The sequence below is a fragment of the Bilophila wadsworthia ATCC 49260 genome, assembly GCF_000701705.1.
Lineage (GTDB): Bacteria > Desulfobacterota > Desulfovibrionia > Desulfovibrionales > Desulfovibrionaceae > Bilophila > Bilophila wadsworthia.
This window is the reverse complement of record NZ_JNJP01000011.1, coordinates 1-23,849: the sequence shown is the minus strand read 5'-3', so window position 1 is coordinate 23,849 and position 23,849 is coordinate 1. Positions and strand designations below refer to the sequence as shown.

21 protein-coding genes, 1 tRNA gene and 1 pseudogene are annotated in these 23,849 nt (G+C 53.5%); 10 read left to right on the top strand and 13 right to left on the bottom strand.

Going from position 1 to position 23,849, the window contains the following annotated elements:
* Nucleotides 1-115: 115 nt before the first annotated feature.
* Nucleotides 116-200, bottom strand: a tRNA-Leu gene (locus tag T370_RS0106595).
* 369 nt (nt 201-569) lie between these two features.
* Between T370_RS0106595 and T370_RS0106585 the strand changes: the two genes are divergently transcribed.
* Nucleotides 570-1,508: a LysR family transcriptional regulator gene (locus T370_RS0106585; RefSeq protein ID WP_029435196.1), complete on the top strand. Its 939-nt coding sequence runs from the start codon at nt 570-572 to the stop codon at nt 1,506-1,508.
* A 168-nt stretch (nt 1,509-1,676) separates the two neighbouring features.
* On the top strand, nt 1,677-2,651 hold the full coding sequence (locus tag T370_RS0106580) for a DMT family transporter (protein WP_034505945.1): 975 nt from the start codon (nt 1,677-1,679) through the stop codon (nt 2,649-2,651).
* Nucleotides 2,652-2,744: 93 nt separating this feature from the next.
* Here T370_RS0106580 and T370_RS0106575 read toward each other — a convergent pair whose 3' ends face one another.
* The 10 genes from T370_RS0106575 to T370_RS0106525 all read right to left on the bottom strand — a co-directional run bounded on the left by T370_RS0106575 (nt 2,745) and on the right by T370_RS0106525 (nt 12,095).
* Entirely contained in the window at nt 2,745-3,755 is a 1,011-nt protein-coding gene (locus T370_RS0106575; protein WP_029435194.1) for a TRAP transporter substrate-binding protein, read from the bottom strand.
* Between the two features lie 67 nt (nt 3,756-3,822).
* Entirely contained in the window at nt 3,823-5,130 is a 1,308-nt protein-coding gene (locus tag T370_RS0106570) for a TRAP transporter large permease (RefSeq protein WP_029435193.1), read from the bottom strand.
* Nucleotides 5,127-5,672, bottom strand: a complete 546-nt coding sequence (locus tag T370_RS0106565) for a TRAP transporter small permease (protein WP_029435192.1) — start codon at nt 5,670-5,672, stop codon at nt 5,127-5,129. The genes T370_RS0106570 and T370_RS0106565 overlap by 4 nt, the downstream gene beginning before the upstream one ends.
* A gap of 243 nt (nt 5,673-5,915) precedes the next feature.
* Nucleotides 5,916-6,923 carry a TRAP transporter substrate-binding protein gene (locus T370_RS0106555; RefSeq protein WP_029435191.1) on the bottom strand — a complete coding sequence of 336 codons (1,008 nt, stop codon included), beginning with the start codon at nt 6,921-6,923 and terminating at the stop codon, nt 5,916-5,918.
* An 887-nt stretch (nt 6,924-7,810) separates the two neighbouring features.
* Entirely contained in the window at nt 7,811-8,044 is a 234-nt protein-coding gene (locus T370_RS0106550) for a GMP synthase (protein ID WP_237910708.1), read from the bottom strand.
* Between the two features lie 91 nt (nt 8,045-8,135).
* Nucleotides 8,136-8,306 carry a hypothetical protein gene (locus T370_RS0106545; protein WP_005028661.1) on the bottom strand — a complete coding sequence of 57 codons (171 nt, stop codon included), beginning with the start codon at nt 8,304-8,306 and terminating at the stop codon, nt 8,136-8,138.
* Nucleotides 8,307-8,338: 32 nt separating this feature from the next.
* Nucleotides 8,339-9,775 (bottom strand): putative sulfate exporter family transporter, encoded by a 1,437-nt coding sequence (locus T370_RS0106540; protein ID WP_029435190.1) that lies wholly within the window; start codon nt 9,773-9,775, stop codon nt 8,339-8,341.
* 191 nt (nt 9,776-9,966) lie between these two features.
* Complete coding sequence (locus T370_RS24200) at nt 9,967-10,341, bottom strand: hypothetical protein (protein ID WP_016360568.1); 375 nt, start codon at nt 10,339-10,341, stop codon at nt 9,967-9,969.
* Between the two features lie 124 nt (nt 10,342-10,465).
* Entirely contained in the window at nt 10,466-11,473 is a 1,008-nt protein-coding gene (locus tag T370_RS0106530) for an inorganic phosphate transporter (RefSeq protein ID WP_029435189.1), read from the bottom strand.
* The gene (locus T370_RS0106525) at nt 11,466-12,095 is read right to left on the bottom strand and encodes a DUF47 domain-containing protein (protein WP_029435188.1); all 630 of its coding nucleotides are present in this window, start codon (nt 12,093-12,095) and stop codon (nt 11,466-11,468) included. The genes T370_RS0106530 and T370_RS0106525 overlap by 8 nt, the downstream gene beginning before the upstream one ends.
* Before the next feature lie 1,045 nt (nt 12,096-13,140).
* Here T370_RS0106525 and T370_RS26265 point away from each other — a divergent pair.
* From T370_RS26265 to T370_RS0106490, 7 genes and pseudogenes are all read left to right on the top strand, one after another.
* Nucleotides 13,141-13,769: pseudogene (locus tag T370_RS26265) on the top strand (GntR family transcriptional regulator).
* A 445-nt stretch (nt 13,770-14,214) separates the two neighbouring features.
* Entirely contained in the window at nt 14,215-14,997 is a 783-nt protein-coding gene (locus tag T370_RS23515; RefSeq protein ID WP_029435186.1) for a GntR family transcriptional regulator, read from the top strand.
* A gap of 87 nt (nt 14,998-15,084) precedes the next feature.
* Nucleotides 15,085-16,749 carry an FAD-binding protein gene (locus T370_RS0106510; RefSeq protein WP_029435185.1) on the top strand — a complete coding sequence of 555 codons (1,665 nt, stop codon included), beginning with the start codon at nt 15,085-15,087 and terminating at the stop codon, nt 16,747-16,749.
* On the top strand, nt 16,746-18,335 hold the full coding sequence (locus T370_RS0106505; RefSeq protein ID WP_029435184.1) for an FAD-dependent oxidoreductase: 1,590 nt from the start codon (nt 16,746-16,748) through the stop codon (nt 18,333-18,335). The genes T370_RS0106510 and T370_RS0106505 overlap by 4 nt, the downstream gene beginning before the upstream one ends.
* Before the next feature lie 45 nt (nt 18,336-18,380).
* Entirely contained in the window at nt 18,381-19,340 is a 960-nt protein-coding gene (locus T370_RS0106500) for a tripartite tricarboxylate transporter substrate binding protein (RefSeq protein WP_029435183.1), read from the top strand.
* A 54-nt stretch (nt 19,341-19,394) separates the two neighbouring features.
* Complete coding sequence (locus tag T370_RS0106495; protein WP_029435182.1) at nt 19,395-19,847, top strand: tripartite tricarboxylate transporter TctB family protein; 453 nt, start codon at nt 19,395-19,397, stop codon at nt 19,845-19,847.
* 24 nt (nt 19,848-19,871) lie between these two features.
* On the top strand, nt 19,872-21,398 hold the full coding sequence (locus T370_RS0106490) for a tripartite tricarboxylate transporter permease (protein WP_029435181.1): 1,527 nt from the start codon (nt 19,872-19,874) through the stop codon (nt 21,396-21,398).
* A gap of 677 nt (nt 21,399-22,075) precedes the next feature.
* Here T370_RS0106490 and T370_RS0106485 read toward each other — a convergent pair.
* Entirely contained in the window at nt 22,076-22,288 is a 213-nt protein-coding gene (locus T370_RS0106485) for a hypothetical protein (RefSeq protein WP_248604228.1), read from the bottom strand.
* Nucleotides 22,289-22,560: 272 nt separating this feature from the next.
* Nucleotides 22,561-23,271 carry an XRE family transcriptional regulator gene (locus tag T370_RS0106480; RefSeq protein WP_051643771.1) on the bottom strand — a complete coding sequence of 237 codons (711 nt, stop codon included), beginning with the start codon at nt 23,269-23,271 and terminating at the stop codon, nt 22,561-22,563.
* Between the two features lie 201 nt (nt 23,272-23,472).
* Here T370_RS0106480 and T370_RS25650 point away from each other — a divergent pair, with 201 nt between their 5' ends.
* Entirely contained in the window at nt 23,473-23,709 is a 237-nt protein-coding gene (locus T370_RS25650; RefSeq protein ID WP_029435177.1) for a transcriptional regulator, read from the top strand.
* The last annotated feature ends 140 nt before the right edge of the window (nt 23,710-23,849 follow it).

Sequence of the window (23,849 nt, the reverse complement as noted above, 5' to 3'; positions counted from 1 at the left end):
ACAAAAAGCGTGGATGTACACGGACACCAATGAACGTTGGCGAACATGCAAACAGCATAAAAGTAAAGCCCGCCAAGGCTTTGTGAACCTTAACGGGTTTTACCGAACTTCGATATGGTGCCGAGGGCGGGACTCGAACCCGCACAGGAATTCCCACTACCACCTCAAGATAGCGTGTCTACCAATTCCACCACCTCGGCGCGAAAAGAGGTATATGCAAAACAGAGGCGGCTGGCAAGCTTTTTTTTGCGATTCAGTGAAATTTTTTCGCCTGTCCGCATGGGGTCCCGGCCTTTTTCCCTGTGCGGGCGTTACGGATGGCCCGAGTGGGGAGGAGCCGCATTCCTTGCTATGGAAGGGGAGGAGAAACCTGTTTGTTTCGGCTGCTGAGGGTTCTTTTCTGGGGGCCGCGGAACCCAGCGCTTGGGGAAGCCGCTTTGATCCGCACGTTAGAGGAGGGTGGGCAGCGGCGGAAAGACGCGCTTTTCCTTCAATCTGTCGAAAAGGGTTGCCTTGCCGGGCTGTTGCATGTCAATGCAGGGGGAATCGGCTGAACAAGGATGGTGGGCATGAACGTCTCGTTTGAATACTACAAGGTCTTTTATCACGTGGCGAGGCTCGGGAGCATTACCCTTGCGGCCAAGGCGTTGTTCCTTTCGCAACCGGCGGTGAGCAAGTGCATACGGCAGCTTGAAAAGGTACTCGGCTGCGCGTTGTTTTATCGGATGCACAAAGGAATGCGGCTCACGCCTGAAGGGGAAGTGCTCTACCAGCACGTTGCGCAGGCCTGCGAGCAGATCGCCATCGGGGAAAAGAAGATTCAGGCCATGCTGCATCTGGACTGGGGGAGCATCCATATTGGTTCCTCCGATATGATCATGCATGCCTTCCTGCTCCCGTATCTGGAGCGGTTCCATAAGGATTATCCCAAGGTCCGCATCAGCACCATCACGGCATCGACGCCTGAAACGATTGCCTCGCTGCGGGCCCGCCGGATCGATCTGGGCGTCGTGTTTTCGCCAGTGGAAGAAAACGAGGATCTGGACATAATCCCCGTTTGCAGGGTTCAGGATACGTTTATCGCGGGTAACACATTTCGCCATCTGGAAGGCTCCGTGCTCTCGCCGGATGAGGTTGCCAAGCTCCCTATCGTGTGCCCGGAAAAGGGGACCAGCACCCGGGCGTATCTGGATGCGTTTTTCCAGTCGCACGGCGTTGTGCTTGACCCGGAATGCGAACTGGCGACGACGGTGCTGATCGTACCTTTTGCGGAGCGAGGGTTGGGGGTGGGCATAACCGTGCGGCGATTTGCGGAGGAGAGCCTCAGGGCGGGAAGCGTCTTCGAGCTCCAGACAACGCATAAGATACCGAAGCGGGCCATTGCTGTGGTGACCAGAAAGCGAAGCCAGATTTCACACGCGGGCCATGCCTTCATACGTTGCCTGACCGGAAAAGGAACTGAAGAGGCCGGAGGTGAGCAACCGCGGGAAAAGTGTGGTCCAGGCTGATCGAATCATTAACTTAAGGGCATGTTTCTCATGAGTATATTTCATTTTACGCATGAATGGGCGTAGCGTACGAACGGGAGGCAGGAGGCGCCCACGTTGCGGAGGCGTACGGCCAGAATGGCCGTCGCGCGAGGGGACGCCGGTTTTGCAGTAAGGGGATATGCCATTATGAAAAGAGGTTACCTGTTTATTGCACTGGCAACGCTGTTTTTCAGCACGATGGAAATCGCGCTCAAGGAAGTTGCCGGACTGTTTAATCCTGTCCAGTTGAACCTCACGCGGTTTCTCATCGGCGGCCTTGTCCTTATCCCGTTCGCCAGGCGGATGCTCAGGAAGCGCGGTGTCCGGATCGACGGCTTGAGCCTCGTTAAACTGGCCGGGCTCGGCTTTCTGGGGATTGTGGTCAGCATGACCTTGTATCAGCTCGCCGTGGAGAACACGAACGCCTCGGTCGTCGCCGTCCTGTTCAGCTGCAATCCCGTGTTCGTGCTCGTTTTCGCCGGGCTCATCCTGCGCACGCAGATCCTGCGCCAGCACGTCATGGCGCTGGTGCTGGAATGCCTCGGCATCCTTATCCTGATCAATCCTCTGGATACGTCCATCAGCACGGCGGGCATCACGTTTACCCTGCTGTCCACGGCGGTGTTCGCCCTGTATGCCGTGCTCGGGACCAAAATGTGCGCCAAGTATTCCGGCGTGGTCGTGACATGCGGGAGCTTCCTGTTCGCCAGCCTTGAAATGGCGGCCATCGTCGCGGTCAGCCGCCTCTCGGCGGTCGCCGGGGTTCTCGCGGACATCGGGCTCGGCCTTTTCGCGGATATCCCCCTGCTTTCCGGGTATACCCCGTTCAGCGCGCTGATGATGCTGTACATCTGCGTCGGCGTGACCGGGGCGGGCTTTGCCTGCTACTTTATGGCGATGGAGGCGACCTCTCCGATCACCGCCTCATTGGTCTTCTTCTTCAAGCCCGCCCTCGCGCCCGTGCTGGCCTTGTTTTTTCTGCAGGAAGCCATTCCGGTGAGCATGGTGGTGGGCGTCCTGTTTATCCTCGCGGGTTCGCTGGTTTCGCTTATCCCTGCCTTGTCCATGATTCCCGCGATGGCACTCGGAAAGGTATGGTGCTGGAAGCAGGGCCGGGCCTGACGCCTTTCCGCAGACGGGCAACGGCGTTTTCCCTCTTCCCGCAAAAAAAGCCCGGACAAAAACCGTCCGGGCTTTTTTGTGGGGGAATGTCGTTTAGTTCCAGGGCTGCTTGCCGCAAGCCTTCAGATATTCGTTGATGGCATCCTTGCCGCCCACGAAGTCCGCCATTTCAGGCCACACCTTTTCAATGGCGACTTTTTTCCACTGTTCTTCGTCTTCGAGCTGGGAAACCTTGAGCCCTCCGGCCACGAGTTCCCGCTTGGAGGCCTCGGCCTGCTCGACCTGGAACAGCAGGGATTTTTCCTGCGCGTACTTGCCCGCATCGATCAGGATCTGACGGACTTCGGGCGTCAGTTTTTCGAAAACGCGCTCGCTGATCACCAGCGGCTGGAGATGGTAGGTGTAGTGCACCTCGGTCAGGTAGCGCTGGTTGGCTTCGTTGAACTTCATGGCCCGGAAGCCGATGTAGCCGTAACACTGGCCGTCGACGTCGCCGGACTGGAGGGCGTTGAAGGTCATGGACCACGGGATGAGGGACGGGATAGCCCCGAACGCCTTGTAGGTGGCGATCATGACCGCGCTTTGAGGCACGCGGAATTTCAACCCCTTCATATCGCTCAGTTTGGTAATCGGGTGCTTGTCGTTGGAGATGAAGCGGAATCCCGTGTACGTCCACGTCAGGATACGGAACCCGGCTTCGGTGGCGTACTTGTTCAGCAGTTCCGCAGGGGCGCCGTTGGTCCCGGCCACGACCTCGTTCAGGTTGGCGAACAGGTAGGGCAGGGTCAGAAGTCCCAGCTTCTTTTCAAGGGGCACGATGTTGGCGATGCCGCCAAGGGCCATGTCGAGCGTGCCCTTCTGGACCTTGCGGAAACGTTCCCCTTCGTCGTCGCCCGGCGAGCCGCCGTAAATGCAGACAACCTGGATGGCGCCGTTGGTCTTGTCTTCCACATATTTTTTGAACGCATTGCCCACGACGCCCATTTCGGAGCTTTCGGGATCGCCCATGGCGATCGTCAGCGTCGTGTGCGGCGCGGCGGAAGCGGAGGCGGCGCACAGGAAGAACCCCGCCATCAGCAAGGAAACGATGGTTTTGCAGCTCATAGCATTCTCTTCTTTCTGATTGGCTTGTGTGAAGCGAAGGCGGCGGGAGGGCCCCGCCGCCCGGCAGTTATTGCAGCCCGGTACCCATGAGGTTGGGCAGGAAGAGCACGATATCCGGGAACATCACCAGAATGGCGATGACGGCGATGTTGATCGCCACGAGGGGCAGCGCCTTGAGGGATATTTCCTCAAGGGAAACATTGGCGATGCCGGAGGCGATGAACATGTTTTCGCCCAGCGGCGGCGTGGAGAACCCGATGCCGCAGCAACAGATGAGGATGATGCCGAAATGGATCGGATCGACCCCATATGCTGTCATGATGGGCAGCAGAACAGGCGTCACCAGCATGATGATGGCGAGGGTTTCCATGAACATCCCGAGGAACAGGAGGAGAACGACCACGAGGAACCACACCAGGTTCACATTGTTGGTGAAGGACAGGATCCAGTTGGCGATTTCCACCGGGATCCGGTACGAGGTGAGCAGGTAGCCGAAAGCTGTTGCCGTGAAGACGAGCACGAGTACGCGGCCCGTCAGCCATGACGTGGTCTTGAGGGAAGCCATGAAGCTTTTCAGCGTCAGTTCCCTATGGATGAAGATACCCACGAGGATGGTGTAAAAAATGGCTACGACCGCGGCTTCCGTCGGGGTGAAGATGCCGGCGTAGATGCCGCCGAGGATGATCACCGGGGCGAGGATGGACCAGAAGCCGTCACGCAGGGAGTGGATGAAGGACTCTATGGACCATTTCAGCCCATCGGTCTTCAGGTTCCGGCACAGGAAGAAGTGCATGATACTGAGGCCGATGGCGATGAGGATGCCCGGGATGATGCCGGCCATGAACATCTTGGAGATGCTCTGCTGGCCGGACACGCCGTAGATGACCATGGGAATGCTTGGCGGGATGATGATGCCGATGCCGCCCGCGGTGGCTGTGGCGGCGGCCGCATACCCGATGTTGTAGCCGCGTTTGGCCATGGCCGGGATCATGAGCATGCCGACGGCGGCGGTCGTCGCGGGGCCGGAGCCGGAGATGGCACCGAAGAAGACGCAGGAGAGCGTGGTGGAAATCGCTAGGCCGCCGGGCGTGGGGCCTACGATGTTTTCGGCGACATGCACGAGACGTCTGGACACGCCTGCCGCCTCCATGAGCGAGCCCGCTAGGACGAACGCCGGCAACGCCATGAGCGGGAAGGCCGTCAGCGAGGCGAAGGCTCGTTCGATCATCAGGCTGAGGTCAATGTCGAGCACGATGAAGCAGGCCATGGTCGCAACGCCGAGGGCGACCATGATCGGGCTGCCGATAAGGAGCAGCACGAAGAAGATGCCGAACAGCAGAAGGCCGATGTTCGCGGGGGAAAGGGCTTCCATCATTCCTTGTCTCCTTCTGCCATGAGCGTCTTTTGGCTTTCTTTGATGGATTCCTGATCCGGGTCAAGAATCTCTTCTTTCAGGATGTACTTGATGACGTTCACCTGAACGATGCGGATGGCCATCAGCAGGAAGCTCAAGGGGAAGACAAGGTAAACCATGCCCAAATCCCAGTCCAAGGCCGGGGTCGCGTACGGAAATTCCACGAGGTCGAGGACGGCGATGTAGCCTTCCCAAGCCATGATGAGCGAAAAGCAGAACCAGATGATGTCCCCGATGAACAGGAACAGGTCCCCCACCCATTTGGGTGCTTTGGAAAACTGGAGCGTCACGCGGTTCAGGGCGCACAGGCGCGTCGCATAGCACGCGCCAAACAGGATGAACCAGATAAAGGCGAAACGGGCGATTTCTTCCGTCCACGGTAGTGACATGTTGATCTGCCGCAGGACGATCTGGAGCAGAATGACGACGATAAAGAAGACCAGCAAAAACTGGCACAGATAGCTTTCGAAGTGGTCCAAAAGGGCCAAGACTACTTTTTTCACGCTTGCTATTCCTCCTCTAACATCCTGAAAAGGGCGGGGTATATTTCCCGGAAGGGCGCCGGGCCGAAAAACGGCGAACCCCGCAGCAAGAAGGCATTCCGTACAAGAGGAATCCGTGTTTCTTCCACCCCGGCGCCGCTCCACAAAACAGTCCCACGTCAGAGGTACTACACGAATTCCTTCCATGTTCAAGAGGGGCAGGTCCATCCCCGCAGCCCCACCCCCCTATGTCTTCATGACGATTTACTTCCAGGCTTCCTTGCCGCAAGCCTTCAGGTATTCGTTGATGACGTCCTTGCCGCCCACGAAGTCAGCCATTTCGGGCCATACCTTTTCAACGGCGGCCTTCTTCCACTGATCTTCGTCTTCGAGCTGGGAAACCACGAGGCCGCCGGCAATGAGTTCCTTCTTGGCTGCTTCGGCGTTTTCGAGCTGGAACTTCAGGACGGTGTCCTGAGCGTACTTGCCCGCGTCAACAATGAGCTTCTGCATTTCGGGGGTCATCTTCTTAAACACGCGTTCGCTGATGACCAGAGGCTGCAGCTGATAGGTGTAGTGGACTTCGGTGAGGTATTTCTGGTTGGCTTCGTTGAACTTCATGGCCTTGAAGCCGATGTAGCCGTAGCACTGGCCGTCCACGACGCCCTGCTGGAGGGCGGTGAAGGTTTCGGCCCAGGAGATGGGGGTCGGGCTGCCGCCGAAGGCCTTATAGGCGGCGATCAGCACGGCGCTCTGAGGCACGCGGAACTTCAGGTCTTTTATGTCGGCCATTTTGGTGATGGGGTGCTTGGAGTTGGAGATGTAGCGGAAGTCCGTGTAGGTCCACGTGAGGACGCGGAAACCGGCCTTGGTGGCGTATTTGTTCAGCAGTTCGGCGGGCGCGCCATTGGTGCCGGCCACGACTTCGTCGATGTTGGCGAACAGGTAGGGGAGGGTCAGCAGGCCGAGCTTCTTTTCAAAGGGCACGAGGTTGGCGATGCCGCCCAGAGCCAAGGGCAGGGTGCCTTTCTGGACGTTGCGGAAGCACTCGCTTTCGTCGCCCAGCGAGCCGCCGTAGAAGCACTGCACTTCCACCTTGCCGCCCGTCTTTTCTTCCACATACTTTTTGAAAGCATGGCCGACGACACCCATTTCAGAATCTTCAGGGTCACCCAAAGCGACTTTCAGCGTCGTTTCCGGCGCGGCGGATGCGGGGACGGTCCACAGAAGCAGTGCCGCCAGTACAAGGGGAAGCATCTTCTTGTAGCTCATGAATGTTCTCCTCTCTCATTGGTTGGATTGTGAAAAAAACCTATTATCGACACTAGCACAAAAAATAATTGAAGGCTAGAGGGAGGAGAAAAGAGGCAGGGGGGATTGCCGTAATATACAGAATACATTGTAATACTGAAAATTTATCAGCATTTTGAGCAAGAACGGGCCTGATGCCCGCTATTGTGCGAAACGCGGGATTTGTATGCATTTTAAGTGGATAGTATTTTTATTTCAGTATGTTTGATGTATGAAAGATATTTTTGTGCAAAATATTTCTGGAAAAATAAAGAAGTCTTTTCAGTGATACTGTCAAAAACTATAGGTTACAATAACTATATTGATTTATTGATATAATTGTATCAAGCTGTTCATTGGAATGCATTTGTATATTGCGTAGGGGAGCCGTAAATGTTGCAAAGAAGAGACGCTGTCTTGAGAATGCCATATGTTCCATAAAGAACATGGTATGCTGTTCTCCAGACTGCTTTTCTTCGCCAGAAAATGGTTTTGCATACATATCATGGGGTCTTTATTTGGATAAATAGATGGATATGCCCTGATGAAATATCCATTTATATCTTCCCACGATTCTTTTTCCTTCCCGTTGTTTTGTTTTTATACCCGTTGATGACTGTCGACACATAAAGGCGCGTGACGGCGGTGCCCCTGGGCATACAGTCGGAAACCATCCGCGATCGGTAAAGGCAGTCCTCCAAAACGGGTGATCGGGAGGGACGCCTTGCCGCCTGCGGGACAAACGCCAAAAGCCCCCTGGCTAGAATGGCCCGGGGGCTTTTGGCGTCCTTCAGGACGGGCGCGGGGCGCGGGAAACGGCCCGCTACGCTTGTTTCATGGATGGGGCGCCGTTTGGAGCGGGCGGGACCCTAGTACCGCATCCCGGAAAAGTCGCCGTAACAGTCGTGGCTGGTGGAGGCCTGTTTCGGGTCCATCAGGACGGCTTCCCACATTTCCGTGTAGTAGACGCAGGTGCCGGGATTTTGGGCGGCGGCCGAGAGGTGATCCCTCGCCTCAAAAACGGGCCATGAACATTTGAGGGACAGCGCGTCGTTGAAAGAATCCGCTTCCACGATTTCGGAAGCGCCCTGGACAAGGTTCATGTTCATCCCTGAGTAGTAAACAAGCTTGTACTGAGACATGGCGGTGTGTCCACGGGGGGAGAGGCTGGCTCTCCCCCCGCCGTGTTAAGGATTAATGAAGGCCGGGAAGAAGATATTTACTCACAACGAACAGAACCACAAGCAGGACGATGCCCAAAGTGATGCCGCCCTTGATGAGCTTGAGCTCCGTTTCGTCCATGGGCTCGTATTCCATCTTTTGTATTTCTTCATGAAACTTCACGTCGTTCTTCTTTTCTGCCATGATCGTTCTCCTTAGCTAAGCAGTGTGTGAAATCAGGAGGCCAGAGGAGGGGTCATGCCGTGGAAGAACAGCCACGAGATGAACAGCCCAAGCCAGATGATGAAGCCGAACAGGCATACCACATAGACGATGGCCAGTCTGCCGATGCCTTCCTCCATGAGCTTGCGGAAGTTCGACACCATGCCGATGGTGAAGAAGGTGAGCAGGAAGAAGATGACGCGGAACGCGTTCAGCGTACCGGAAACGCTCGCGCCGGTCTTCTGCAGCTCGGGGGACTGGAGGCAGATGATGAGGAGAATGGCAAACGTGATGATATAGCCGAGCACGAAGCGGGGGAAACGGGCCCACACGTCGCCCCAGTGCATGGTCCGGTCGCCGGACTTGTCAAACTTGGTGCACCATACCCATGCGAGGACCAGGGCCCACACGCCGATGAATACGTCGATGAAGATCTTGACGGTGGTGGTGACCATGATGATCCAGCCGGGTTCCCAGTTGATCCCGGCTTCGGCGGCCTTGGCGAGGATCAGCGATTCGGCGATGGCGCCGGAAGCGATGGCTCCGCCGTCGGACTTGACGGCGAGGCCCATCCAGCCGCCCGCGACCATGGGTTCTCCGGTCAGGAAGTGCTGCGCGATGAAGGGGAGGATCAGCATTTCGATGCAGGTGAATACCACGACGAGCGAGGAAACCATGATCGGAACGACGGGCCGGGAGCGGATGGCCGCGCCCGTGGCGATGGCGGCGGAAACGCCGCAGATGGAGATGCCGGACGCCAGCGGGGCCGCCCATTCGCGGTTGAACTTGAAGTACCGGCGGGCGACGTAATAGACCACGCACCAGTAGAGGAGATAGGCTTCAACAATGGCGCACAGTCCCCGGAAAATGATGTGCCCGGCGAAACCGGCGGCGTCGGCGGCCTTCACGCCGAGTTCCGCGCCCATGATGACGATGGCGATCTTGACGAACAGCTCGGGACGGCAGGCGTCCTTCAAAGATTCCGCAAGATTCGGCATAAAGTTACTGATCACGATGCCCATGACGAGGGCGAGGATGAGCCCCGCCTCGGTGCTCAGGCCCAGCGCCCACGGAATCCCCTGCGCCTTGAGCTGGGTGGGGTTGGCCGCGATGTAGGCGTTGGCGCCCAGCGTATAACAAATCATGGCGATAAAGAAGATGATGGTGAAGGACTTGACGAACTTCACCACGTCGCTCCCCATGAGCTTCACACAACAAGCCAGTGCGCCCGTCAGGATGGCATAGGTAGCGAACAGTGCGCCATAGCCGGGGAGAAGACCTTTGGTGGCGGGACGCCACGCGTCAAGCGGATCGCCCACCCACATGCCGATTTTGACGGCCCAGCCGAGCATGTCTATCCCGCTGAACTTGAGCAGGGCAAGGATAAAGATGACGCTTCCAAGCAACAAGGCTACGCGATCTTCATTCAACGGCTTTCTTACGGTTTCCATATTCCTCACTCCGAAATATGTTCTTAAGTAATGCGAAATGGTCCTAAAGCATGAGTCCAGCCCCCTCGACCGGGTGCACGCTGAAAAAGACGGAGGAAACGGTCCTCATTCACGGGAACGGATGCCGTTCTCGTGTCAGGCGTGTCCGGGAGCATGAAAGAGCCTCTTTCAGCCATATCCGATCTGGAGACTTACGAGAGGGAGCGCGGAGGAGCGAAGGGGAGTGGGAGCATCCCGTGAAAGTCGCACAGTTTGGGAAGAAAATCATTTTGCAGGCGGCAAAGATGGATTTTCCTGACGACGGGGGCGTAGAGAAGAAAACCAAGCAAGAGGGAAAGCAACGGAAGAAGAGGTTCTATGCCGCTTGTATTTGTATTGTAATTTAAACGCTTGTGCTCAGCAATACGCTGCGTTACGGCATATTCGCAGATTTCTTCGGATACGATGTTTTCTCTGTCTTCGAAGTAAAAGGTATTCTCTATTGCTGCATATTGCCATACACCACAGATCATTGTGAACACAAAAAGTGTGCACATGAATTTTTGTGTGACTGAAGGAATAGGCATACAACAGCTCTCTGGGTATTATTCGGATGGTATAGTGAATTTTTAAACTTGAAAATAGAACATGTCAATACGATTTGATATTATTTTATCAGACAGTATATTTCCATTGAAATAATACTGCATACTAGGCGAACCCCACAGCGTTTAAAAGGAAAAAGGAACAGGCCGCCAGAAGACCGGAAGCGGGAATGGTAAGGACCCAGGCAATGATGAGGTGCCCCGCGACCCCCCAGCGGACGGCGGTGAGGCGCTTGGTCGAGCCTACGCCGAAGATGCAGGCCGTGATCGTGTGCGTCGTGCTGATCGGCGCACCAAGGAGCGACGCGCCGGAGATGACCAGTGCGGCCGACGTTTCGCTGGCGAAGCCGTGAACGGGTTCCAGTTTGAAGATCTTATGCCCCATGGTTTTGACGATTTTCCAGCCGCCCATGGCAGTACCGAGCGCCATAAAGGTGGCACAGAGGCACTTGACCCAGAGGGGGACGGCTATCGTTTCGATTTCGTTGAAAATGAAGAGGGCAAGGGTGATCACCCCCATCGTTTTCTGGGCATCGTTCATACCGTGGCTGGTCGCCATGAACGCCGCCGAGAGCACCTGAAGCCGCGTGAAGGCCGTATTGAGCTTGTTCCGCGCGCACTTTGCGCACAGGAACATGATGAGGAACATGACCAGCAGCCCCATACCGAATCCAGCCAGAGGGGAGAGGACCAGCGGCAGCAGTATTTTGGTCAGGATGGAGCCCCCGTTGAGGGATGAAAAGCCGGCATAGGCCACGGCGGCCCCCATGAGCCCTCCTATCAGCGCATGGGAGGAAGAGGAGGGGATCCCGAAATGCCATGTGAACAGGTTCCAGCCTATCGCCCCGATCAGGGCCGCAAGCACCAGCGGCTGGCAGTTTGCGACAATATCGGGGTGGACAATGCCCGATCCGAGCGTGTTGGCGACCTTTGTCCCTAAAAACGCCCCGATCAGGTTGAGGGTGGCTGCCATGATGACGGCAGTCCGAGGGCTCAGCACCTTGGTCGAAACCACGGTAGCGATGGCGTTGGCGCAGTCGTGAGCGCCGTTGGTGAAATCGAAGATCAACGCCACGATGATGATCAGAATAAGGAGGAAGGAAACGTCAAACATACTTCAGCGCAACCTCCTCAAGCGTGTCGGCGAGATCCGATACCGCATCGACCGTGCGCTCCATGCGGTCGTAGACCTGCCCCCAGAGGATGAGCTCCCTGACGCGTTCAAACGTTTTGATCTCGCTGTCCATCAACTCGGCAAGCCCGGTCGACTGGAACATTTCACAGTCGGACTTCCTGGATTTGAGCGTATGGATGTGCGCGGACACCTCTTTCTTCATGGAAATTTCATCCAGCATGGACTTCGTGTCCCGCAGCATCCCCCGGATCCTTTCCGTGATCATCTGAGCGGGAAAACGCTGGTACATGAACCCGGAAACAAAAAAACGGTTGGCAAGATGCTGTATCTTATCCGCCACCCGCTCCTGGGCCATGTTGATCGCATGGATATCCTCACGATCGATGGGTGTGATGAACGTCTGGGAGAGATGCTGAGTGATGCTCCGATAGAGCCGATCCGCCTCTTCTTCCAACAAGTTGATCCGCTTCAGATGGCGCTCCGACGCTTCCGTGTTGTCCATGACGACGGCGAGCGCCTCCGACATCTCTTGCAGGAGGGCATTCTGCTGTACCAGAAGCTCGAAAAAAGGGACGGTCTGAGGCAAAAAGCGTGCAAACATTCTTCTGTCCTAACGGTTGAGTATGGAAAAACAGGGACGGTGTACGTTCCTGAACAGCCGCTGAAAGTGGGCAGAATGTGAGGCGATGCCTAATAAAGAAAAAAGACCTTCACGGCATGACTGCCGTGAAGGTCTCACTTATCAAGCAAACACTTGATGGTAACGCCAGGCCGTAAAGCCATGCTGTTGACGCTACCGGGGTCTCAAGGACCCAGCTACTCCCCTTACACTTCTTCTAGAGAATAGAATACGGCATCTTTTATGTCAATGCTTTTTTCTTTTTTTCACAATGGCCTTATCCATAGAATCGTTCCTTTACGGCATACAACCGTAAGAAGAACAAGCTGTGAGACAATTCCTGCTCCTTTCCATTGGATAGATGCAGGATAAGCAGAAGGCTGTTGCACAAAGCCATCATGAAAAAGTCTGTGGAGATACGTCTTAGGAGTACACAAGCTGAAGCATGATGGACGTAGAAAATCAAGATACGGTAAAATGCACCTCGAATAGAGTCGTGGAAAAGGATTTTTCAGACAACGTTGAACACAGAAAAAGCCCTCAACCATTCAGGTCAAGGGCTTTTCGGACTTTATCGGATGTCTTGGAGTTTCCAAGTGGCGGAGAGGGTGAAATTCATGTTTAATAACCCTAACTCATTGAACTTTATTTCTGCATGGCTATGTTCGTTGCACAGACCGTATCCATAAAGCGGAGGCTTGGCAAGCCTTCCCAACAGCACTGCGAGCTCAAAAAAAACTTCTGAGGAACATGAAGAGGAACACCCGAACACATCGGGTGCTCCTCCTTTTTCGTTTAATCCGATTCCTCACGGATGACTTCGAGTACGGCAATGGCAACAGCGATCCATGCAGACCAGCTCATATGTTCCTCCTTTCTTATCTGGCTATGAAACGAGACAAACGGCACTGGCGGGCAGTTCCGCAGTCCCATTCGACTGTTTTCCGAGACACAGCGGCATCCTCGTCAAAAGTCCAAGGCGGCACCGTCGCGGGCCGGGAAAGAAACAGCTGCCGTCTCGGGAAGGATGATGGTGTATGAGTACATCCGGCAGCAAATGCGGGAAGGGAGCCTCCTGCCCGGGAGCGTGCTCGATCTTCCGGCCATCAGCCACAAACTCGGCATCAGCAACACGCCTTTGCGAGATTCGCTCATCCGCCTTGAGGCGGAAGGCTACCTGACTATCTACCCCCGTAGCAAGGTGGTCATCAATACCCTTGAGGCGGAAGATTTCCCTTTCCTCTACGAGATCATGGGGGCCTTGGAGTACACCATCATCGCCGGGTCCATCGACCAGTACACCGAGGCCACCATAGCCAAGATGCGCCGCCTGAGTGGGGACATGAGGGAAGCGGTCATGAGCGGCGACATGGTTACCTATGATCGGCTTCACTATCTCTTTCACAGTGTTTTTTTGAAGTTTCCCCCAATATCTTCGCCGAGCGTATCCTCTCGCCCATCAAGAACCGCCTGTGGGATTTTCCTCGCAAAAATTTTGTGCGCGAATGGTATCTGGCCGCCGTGGAGGAACACTCCCTCATCATCGACGCTATTGAGGAACGCAATTACGAACGGCTGATGCACTGCGTCAACGAGCTGCATTGGGGGTACAAATACAACGAAAAATGCATCCGCAAGGAATACAATCTGGACTAGGAAAACCGCGGCAGGGCTCCCCCATATCGGGCTGCCTTTCCTTGCCATATGGGAAAGGCGGCCTTCTTTGACCTTTGGGGAAGCTACGTTCGACACGAGAGGGAAAGAAGCATGGAGAGGGTGAAACATTGTCGGAAAAAGAAAAAGCCCTCATGACAATTGTCATAAGGGCTGAAAAGTGGTGCCGAGGGCGGGACTCCATTTTTCTCGGCACCGCCTATTGCGTAACATATTTTAATAAATAAGGAAAAATTCATAGTTGTGCTGGGCGGGTTCGGTTCCTTGATAGCACTTTGGCACACTGGAAATCAAGCGTAAGTTGTCGAGCATGTCGAAGTCAGAAGGTATGGCGAGGAGGTTCGCAACGTATAGATGGCTATTCCTGAAAAATGATTTGACAGCATTAGAGCTGTAGAGCTATAGAGCACTAAACAGGGATGGTTGAATGTACACAGCAAAACATATCCAGTTTTCTGAGAAACACGCCGAGGCGTTACCGGCCTACTATCGTCTTCAGCAAACGATTATGGATAAGCTCGTCAATGGGGAATGGCAAGCCGGAAAGCAGCTTCCTTCTGAACGCCAATTTGCCCAGACCACGGGATTCAGTGTGGGAACGGTGCGTAAAGCTTTGGAAAATATGGTGCATCAGGGGTACCTCGTCCGTATTCAGGGAAAAGGAACCTATGTCACCAAGAGTATTATCGACAAGAATGCCGTCAAATATTATCGGCTGCGGCGGAATCTTTCCGAGCAGGATGTCTCGTTAAGCGTCGAACTCCTTTCCATGGAGGAAGTTCCCCGCCAGGCTGAGATGGATAGACGGTTTGCCGTCCCTGAAGATATCCCCTCCTTTTTGCGTATAGAACGTTTGTTCAGCGGAGAGCAGGGAGAAGAACGTTGCCCTGTCGCCTTGAGTACTTCCTATATCCCCCTTCCCTTTGGGGAGCCTTTGAAGAGGGCCATGAGTGGAGAGTTGGAAGATTTCTCCCTCTATCTTTTGATTGAAAAGTATTGCCGCCTCCCCGTGCTGAATAGCCGAGAACTCTTGGAGATCGAAATGATTGCAGAGCGGGAGTCGGAGATCATGGATTTGCCCGTGTCTGCCCCTGTCATCAGTTCTTTTATGGTTTCAACAAGCTATGACGACACCATCGTTGAGTTCCGCAAGAGCTTGATTCGGACGGAGCCCTTTGGCCTGATCCGGCTTCACAATTTCCGGGAATAGGTTCGGAAAAAGGGGATGCCCCCCTTTTTTACCCTAACAACTGCTCTATATAACCATAGCAGTATACCCTAAAGGAGGAGACGAGGAATGAAGCCTTATTTGACCGTAAGCGCAGATGTGTTGATCGTCGGAGGCGGCAGCGCTGGCGTCATGGCTGCCATCCGAGCGAAGCAGATGGATCCAAAACAGAAAGTTGTCGTGTTTGAAAAGGGGGATATGAAATATTCCGGCTGCATCGCGCGTGGTATGGACGCTATGAATATCGTTTCCATTCCAGGCACGGAAGAAACCCCGGAATTGTATGTCGAGACCAATGGCGAGGCTTGTCAGGGCATCATGGACGAACCTGTTAACTATGTCATGGCCCAGCGTACTTGGGCGGTGATGCAGGAGCTCATCGACTGGGGCGTATGTTTTCCCGTCGATGAAAAGGGCGAATATGACAAGTTGCAGATCCACAACAAGGGCAAATTCTGCATCACGATGAAGGAGCCCGAACTCAAGACCATTCTGGCGGCCAAGGCCCATGAGTATGGCGCGGAAGTGTACAACAGGATCATGACCCTGCGGCTGCTCAAGGATGGCGACCGGGTTTGCGGTGCCGTAGGGATCAACGTGCGCACAGGGGAAATCGTGGTCTGTAAAGCCAAGAGCGTGATCTTGTGCTCAGGCGGTACGGCACGGTTCGGTTTGCCGGAAAACGGCTACCTCTATGGCGTTTACGATTTCCCCGGGAATACCGGCGACGGCTATGTAATGGCCTACCGCGCCGGGGCGGAGCTTTCAGGCTTCGAGTATACGCTTGTTTACTACATCATTAAGGATATCAACGCCCCCCTGCTGTACATCACGCTCACTCGTGGGGCTCATTTGCTCAATGCCTTCGCACAGGAATTTCAAGAAAATCATCCGGGGATTCACCTCATGCACTCGGAGCATATGGCGCTGCGTGGCCCCATGCGGATCGACATGCGCCATTTGAGCGAGGAAAAGATCCGTGAAGTGGAGGAACTGCTTTTCTCCACGGAACGGCCCGTGCAGGAGCGCTTCTTTAAGGGCCGCGGCGTTGATTTCCGTACCGGAGAAATCGAGCTGTGGCCGACGGACTGTTACCTGTGCGGCGGGCACGGTCTGACGGGCATCCGGATCAACGAGCGCGGAGAGAGTTCCGTGCCGGGGCTGTATGCGGCGGGAGACGTTTCCCTGGTGGCCCGGGGACACTTGAGCGGAGCTTTCACCTATGGACAGATTACGGCGGAAAACGCCACGGAATACGCCCGTACGGTAGCCGACCCCGTCATTGACGACGAACAGGTCATGGACGTCATTCGGGATCGTGACGCCAAACTTGCCCAAACCGGCGGGCAGGTTCCCATTGAAGAGTTCGAATACAAGGTCCGCCGTCTGATCAACGACTATGTACGGCCTCCTAAGAATGAATACAAGCTCGACAGGGCACTGTGGTGGATGGACAGATTCCGTAGTGAACTGCGTACGGAGGTATGCATCAGGAATCAGCATGATCTGTTTAAGGCATATGAAGTGGAAAACATCATCCAATGTGCGGCCATGAGTGCCGTGGCCTCCAAGGAGCGGAAGGAAAGCCGGTGGGGATTGTGGCATATGCGCTCGGATTACCCCGTCAAGGATGATGCCCAGTGGCTGAAGCACATCGTGCTTACCCAGGGGGATTCTTTGGAAGATATTCGTGTTTCATACGCACCTGTCATCAAAATGGAGGAAACCGCATGAGCGCCGGCAATCTTCTTGAGGCGTTGACCGACAACCTCGTCGTGGACAAGACGAAATGTATTTTTTGTGGAAAGTGTGCGGAGACGTGCATACTCGACAATATTCGGATCAATCGCGCCCCTTGTTCCGCGGCCTGTCCTTTGGGCCTGAACATTCAGGGATATGTGCAGTTGGTGGCTCGCGGGAAGGATGATGAAGCCCGTGCCGTAATCGCTCAGGATTTGCCATTTGCCCAGCTGATTTGCCGCATTTGCGACCACCCCTGCGAACATGCCTGCAACCGCTGCAAGGTCGACGGGCAGGCCGTCAATATTAACGGCATCAAGCGTTATCTCTTTGCCGGAGAAAAGATGCTTCCGCTGGAGTGCGCCGAAGCGTCCGGCAAAACGGTGGCCGTGATCGGAGCGGGTCCGGCAGGGTTATTGGCGGCTCATGATCTGCGCAAGGCGGGGCATGCCGTAAGCGTGTATGAAGCGGAGGGTAAAGCCGGAGGGGTGTTACGGAATATCCTGCCCGTTTGGAAACTCCCCGACGCCGTGCTGGATGAGGCTGTCGGCATCATGGAACAGGCTGGCGTTGTCTTTCATTATGGCCAGCGTATCGTGGATCAGAAGGCATTGGATGATTTATCGCAACGTTATGATGCCGTAGTACTCGCTCTGGGAGCGGGAGGCGGACGCAAGGCGTCTATTGAAGGAGAAGAATTGCCGGGCGTGCTGTCGGCATTCCGATTTCTTATGGAAGTCCGTGCAGGGGGCTGTCAAAAGTTGTCCGGCCATGTCGTGGTGGTTGGCGGCGGATATGTGGCTCTCGACAGCGCGCAAGCGGCCATGCGTCAAGGCGCGGAAAGCGTTACCATCGTTTATCGCCGCACCATTGATGCATTCCGAGCCGATGCTGAAGATATTGCCAAGGCCAGGAAGCAGGGCATCAAATTTGCTTTTACCTGGGCACCCGTGAAAGTGGAGGGCAAAAACGGGAAACTGGCGTTGTCTTGCCGTCATGATCTGGAATTGCTGCCGCCGCAATGTCTGGACTACCCTGACTTTAAGGCCGACGAGATCCGCAGCATAGAGGCTGACAGCGTCATTATGGCCGTGGGGCAGGAACGGGACAGCCAGCTGACGCAGCTTGTGGGAGATGTCACCCTTGATCCCGTGACATTGCAGCTCGGAGACAAGGCTATCTTCGCCGCCGGCGACATGGAGCATGGGCCTTCGTCCGCCGTATACGCTATGGCTTCCGGACGTCGCGCAGCTACCTCGATCATCCGTCTCTTGGCTGGTCAGGACATGTTCTATGGCCGTCAGTACGCCGGTCCTTATGTAGACGACTTTACCGTTGATACCGGCAATGCCGTCGCTATCCCTCGTCAAACGGGCTTGGGCCACTTCTGCACGGGTACCGGAGATTTCACTGAAACGACGCAATATTTGACTGAGCAGGAGGCCCGGGACGAAGCATCGCGTTGCCTGTCCTGTGGCGGTCCCACTGGGCACTACAGGAACTGCTGGTTCTGTCTGCCTTGTGAAGTGGAATGTCCTCAACAGGCTCTGTACGTCAATATTCCCTATCTTCTTCGCTAACTCCAAAAGCCGATCTCGTTCGGCTGGCATGAAAAGGGGTATATCATGAAGAGTTTCTTTGGGTTGCTCTTGGCGGCGTTGTTGTTGGCAGGTACAGGTTCCGCGTCGGCGCAGTATCCCGACAAGGCTGTGACCTGTATAGTTCCTTTTGCTCCGGGCGGTGCGGCTGATGTTTCGGTTCGGATGGTCGCAGACTATCTGTCCAAAGAACTGGGGCAGCCCCTCGTCATCGTCAATAAGGGGGGAGGAAGCGGCATCCCCGGATTGAATTTTGGCCTGAAGGCTAAAAATGATGGATATACCGTCATTGGCGGAGCTATCGGCAATGCGCTGGTGGCCACCTATTTTCTCAAGGCTCCTGCCTACAATTTGGATGACATCATTTTTGTAGGAGCTTATATGCCGCAGGATCGCCTGCTCCTCACGCGTCCGGATAAGCCCTATAAGACGTGGAAGGAACTTGTGGATTACGCCAAAGCACATCCCGGCACCGTATCCGTGGGTTCCGGAGCCAGTCAGGAAGCTCTTGAAGTTCTTCACGCCGCGGCTATTCACGAGGGCATCAAGTTCAGGCTGGTCATGTATAAGAGTGGCGGACCAGCCACGGCTGACTTGATGGGCGGGCATATTGACGCGTGTGAGCTTGGCGTGGGGACCGCCGGTTATCAGGCGGCCCGCAAGGGAGACTTGCTTGTGCTGGCCAATTTGGGAACTTCGGAAGTCCCATACATTGCCGGCGTGCCCAAGCTGCGTGACATGGGATATCCCTTTGCAACCTCTTTGATGTACGGCTTTGCCTTCCCCAAGGGGACCCCAAAGGCCATTTGCGACAAGTGGGAACAGGCTATTGCCAACGTCCTGAAAAATCCTGAACTCCAGGACAAGATGAAGGCGGCGGGATTCATCCCGCAGTTCCTTTCCGGAAAGGATTATGATGCCTTTTCACGTCATTCCGTTGAATCCGTTCAAGAAATGCTGAAGTACAATGAGCAGGACAGCAACTAGTCAATAGTACCAATCATTCCCGGAGGGTTTTCCTCCGGGAATAAAGGGGGCCCTATGCTGATAGATCGCTTCATAGGATGTCTGTTCCTCTGTCTTTGCGCACTGTTGTGGTTTGTAATTATCCCACAGCAGATCTCAGGCGAAGAGCAGGCCATGTACCCGCGCCTGACAATCATCTTCCTTGCCATTCCAGCCCTGTTTATGGCTCTGCGTACCACAGGAAAAAATATTTCTTTGGAAGCAGTGGCCAAGGCGTTTTCCAATCCATCCGATTCCGTTTTCCCGCGTATCCTTTTTCTTATAGTGAGTTACGCCGTCTGTATCATGAGCACGGAGTACGTCGGATTTTTTGTGACTAATGCTGTATTTGGCATGATATACATATTTTTTTTCCTCGAGCGTGGTTTGATACGTATTGTACTGACGCCTCTTCTTTTGCTTGGAGTTATTTACGGGATAGTTGTCTTTTTTCTTAATTATCCTTTACCAAGCGGTATTCTTTTTTAGTACGCAACCGTATCGGAGAACACTATGCTTGAAGATATTATTGGGGCTCTGGATCTCGTTTTTGCTTGGGAAAATTTCTTTTGGGCCTTTATTGGAGTTTTGTGTGGCGCCATTATGGGGTCCATCCCCGGGTTGACGGACACTATGGCCATCGTCCTGCTCCTGCCCTTTACCTATTATCTCGGTCCGATTCCCGGAATCGCCATGCTCATGGGGCTTTCCAAGGGAGGAAATTTCGGCGGTTCTCTGCCCGCTATTTTATTCAATATTCCCGGTACGCCGCAGGCTATGTGCACTACCTTTGACGGGTACCCGCTCGCAAGACAAGGAAAGAGCGGAAAAGCCATGCAGACGGCTCTTTATTCCTCTGTATTGGCCGATGCTTTGTCCGATTTGGTGCTGATCTTCTTGGCTGCCCCCGTCGCGGCTATTGCCTTGCGCATCGGCCCGCCCGAATACAGTATGGTCGTGCTCTTCTCTTTAGTCGTTATTTCCGTAGCGGCCACTGCCGATCCTCTACGGGGCCTGCTTTCGACAGCCTTGGGGCTTTTTCTTGCCACAGTAGGCACCGATCCGGAATTTGGTACCATGCGGTTGACCTTCGGCATTGTCGATTTGGCCGACGGATTCAGCCTTATGCCCATGGTTATTGGGCTATTGGCCTTTTCGGAAGTGCTGTTGCAGGCGGAAAATTATTTCCGGCAGCGTTTGGCCCAGAGGAAAAGTGGGGAGCAGGAGGAAAAGATCATCATTAGCTCCAACCCGGACGACAACAGGGTTACAGCCAAAGAGTTCAAGACTTGCCTACCTACTATCGGACGTTCCACGTTCATCGGTAGCATCATAGGCATCGTTCCAGGCATCGGTACGACTGTCGGAGCCTATTTGAGTTATCTGTGGGCGCGTAAGAAGTCCAAGACGCCTGAACTGTTTGGCAAGGGAGCCTTAGAGGGGATTGCCGCTTCCGAGGCGGGCAATAACGCCGTCAACGGCCCTAATCTGGTCCCATTGGTGACGCTGGGGATTCCCGGTAACCTTGCGGCGGCTCTGATCATGGGAGGATTCATGATCAAGGGGTTGGTACCGGGCCCCCGTTTTATGGAAGATCATGCATCGCTGCTCTATGCTCTTTTTGCGGTGCTGCTGATTTCCAACTTTTTTACCTTGCTGATAGGTAGCGTTTTCATTCGCTATGTGCGCCGCCTGACGAACATACCTCGTTCAACTTTATATGCTTGTATTCTTGTTTTTAGTATTCTGGGAGCATATGTTTTCAATGGCAATATGTTTGATGTGTGGGTAATGTTCTGGTTTGGTATTATTGGATATCTACTGAATAAAATGTCTTTAAACCTCCCTACGCTCATTGTGGCTTTCTTCCTTGGACAGCTTTTGGAAGAAAAAATTCGGCAGACGCTGCTTATTTCAGGCAATGATTGGACTGTATTCTTTACGAGACCATTCGCATTATTTTTTATAGTGTTGACTATCCTGACATCGTATATTTATCTTTCAAAGATCAAAAAGGCTGCAAAGAATATATCTGATTAATTAAAATATATTATTTTACGAATAAACTCTCTGATGTAAAATGAATAGCAGAAAAGAAAGGATACCTGATTAGATTCGGGTATCCCTTCTTTTTGCCTTGGGTTCAGAACAAAGGCGCTGAATTTCCGTAACTGCACGTCGCCCGTACATCCGGCACAGGCATAGTACCTGTGCGGTTTTGGCTCGCAAACCGTATTCTGATGAATTCCGGTTTTCCTATGCGTATTCTGCCGTAGACGATGGTAAGGCAACTGCCCTGTCACTCGTAAATATTGTTAATCAATTGAAATTATTTTATTTATTCCAATAAATCTCTCTTTATTTTTGATTTTTAAATCATAATTTACTAAATCTTAATTTAATAAATTTAGATTTAGTATTTTTATATGAGAAGGCAACTTCCGCAAAAAATATTGTTCCTTAACAGGGACAAGGGTATCCGGGAAAACCGGATACCCTTTAGCGAGTTTTATTCGTCCATCTCATCCGCTATGACGGTCAGAATCGCAATCACCACCGATATCCATTTCCCAAGACTCATATTTTTCCTTCCTATCTGGTTATAAAACGAGACAAACGGCACTGGCGGGCAGTATCGTCATCCCATTCGACATGTTTTCCGAGGCACAGCGGCATCCTCGGCAAAAGCCCAAGGCGGCACAGTCGGAAAGTGTCCGTCATGCGTTCCTCCTCAAGACTCCTTCGAGCAGTCCGAACAGTGCCGGAGCAAGCTGTGGAAGCGTCTCAATGACGCGGCTGGTATGAGGCAGCAAGGTTGCAATACTCGAACACATGATGCCGAGGCCGTAGCATTCGAATCCCTTTTTCTGAGCCTGTTTAAACGCCTCCTGTGCGGCAGGGATACCGGGGTAGCGATCGATTTGGGACACGGGGTATTTCCGCATCCACCGGGAATCCTTTTGCGCGGCGCGTGGTTAGGGGAGATTTAGCTTGAGCGAGTGCGGCGATCGATTTGGGACAGATTGATCGTTTTTGATCGTCTGCTGTACGAAAATGGCGCGCGATTTGGGACAGATTGATCGCGGAATAAGTAAAACGGGCGGTTCCTCATCGGAGCCGCCCGTTTCGTTGTTTGGTGTCAAAACGTACACCAAAACGCCTATCTTTTTCGCGGTCAAAACAGGCCGCGATTTTTCGTTTCCTACTTGTATTCCCGTCCACTCCACAAAACGCGGCCTATGACGCGGAAGAAGTCTTCACACTGTCCCCTGACGTCCAGCTCTACAGGGGGATAAGCCAAATTAGCACTCTTCAAAACGATCTTTCCGGGTAACATGTCTATCCGCTTTAAATAAATTGCTTCTTCAAAGCCTACAGCAAAAATCCTTCCAGGGAATATGTCTTTTTTGCTTTGATCAATGAGGACAACATCGTTGTTGTATATTTCCGGCTCCATACTATCCCCAGATACACGCATCAGTACCATATTCTTATAATTACCTTTTCTAGCAAGAAAATCTTTTCGAAAAGCGTATCCTCGCTCACTTTCTCCACTTGTTTCCAAACTTCCACACCCGGCGGAGAGTCGCGCCTCCACCATGGGGATAAATTCTACCTCTGATTCTTTTTCTGGAAATACTCCACTTGTCTCTCTAGAGCTCTCGCCTGTTAAGAGCCAGTCTAAACTTATGTTTAGTTTTCTTTTTAAAGACAACAAAAATTCAGAATCAGGTTTCCTTGAATTGTTCATGTAGTTGGCGAGGGTCACTGTGCTCACATTCAGTTCTCGAACAAAGTCATCCTGTTTTTCTCCAGATTCTAACCAGAGTTGACGAATTCTACTACCAAGGGTGTTTCGAGTTTCTGACGAGAAGTCGAAAGTGGAGTCGAAAGGAGTTTTTTTCTTGTTCATATATTGTAACCTACCGATATATTGTTATATTTTTGGCTACAAAATATTTTTAATAAAAATTAAGTCGAAAGCAAACAAACGCTTGCAATTGACAAAACAAACGTATAAAAACATTTTGCAGGGTAAAAGAATTGACCAACAAATTTACCCTACAGACCTGTTTTCTTCGGGTCAACCCTACACGTTTGTGAGGTTCCAAGAATGAGCAACAAGAAGTTTGGAGATGCCCGCGCTAACAATCGCTGGACTATCCGAAAAGAATTGGATGCCCGTGGGCTGGATTTGGTGGATGTCGCCCGAATGGCCGGACGTCATCCCTCGTTGGTTACAGCCGTTTTGTATGGCTACCGGCATAGCCCCGCCGTGCTGGACGCGCTCCGCAAAATCGGGGTGCCTGAAAACCTTCTCCATGATCCCAGAAAGGAGGCAGCGGCATGAACGAACAATCCCGATCCCATCGGCAAATCCGCAGCACCGTACTTGCCGAGGTAGCTCACCTTGAATGGGAACAGGCCGTAACGGTGCTGGTTTCCGCAGTCAACGAACGGGCGATAGAGGGAGGCTTGCAATCCAAGGTG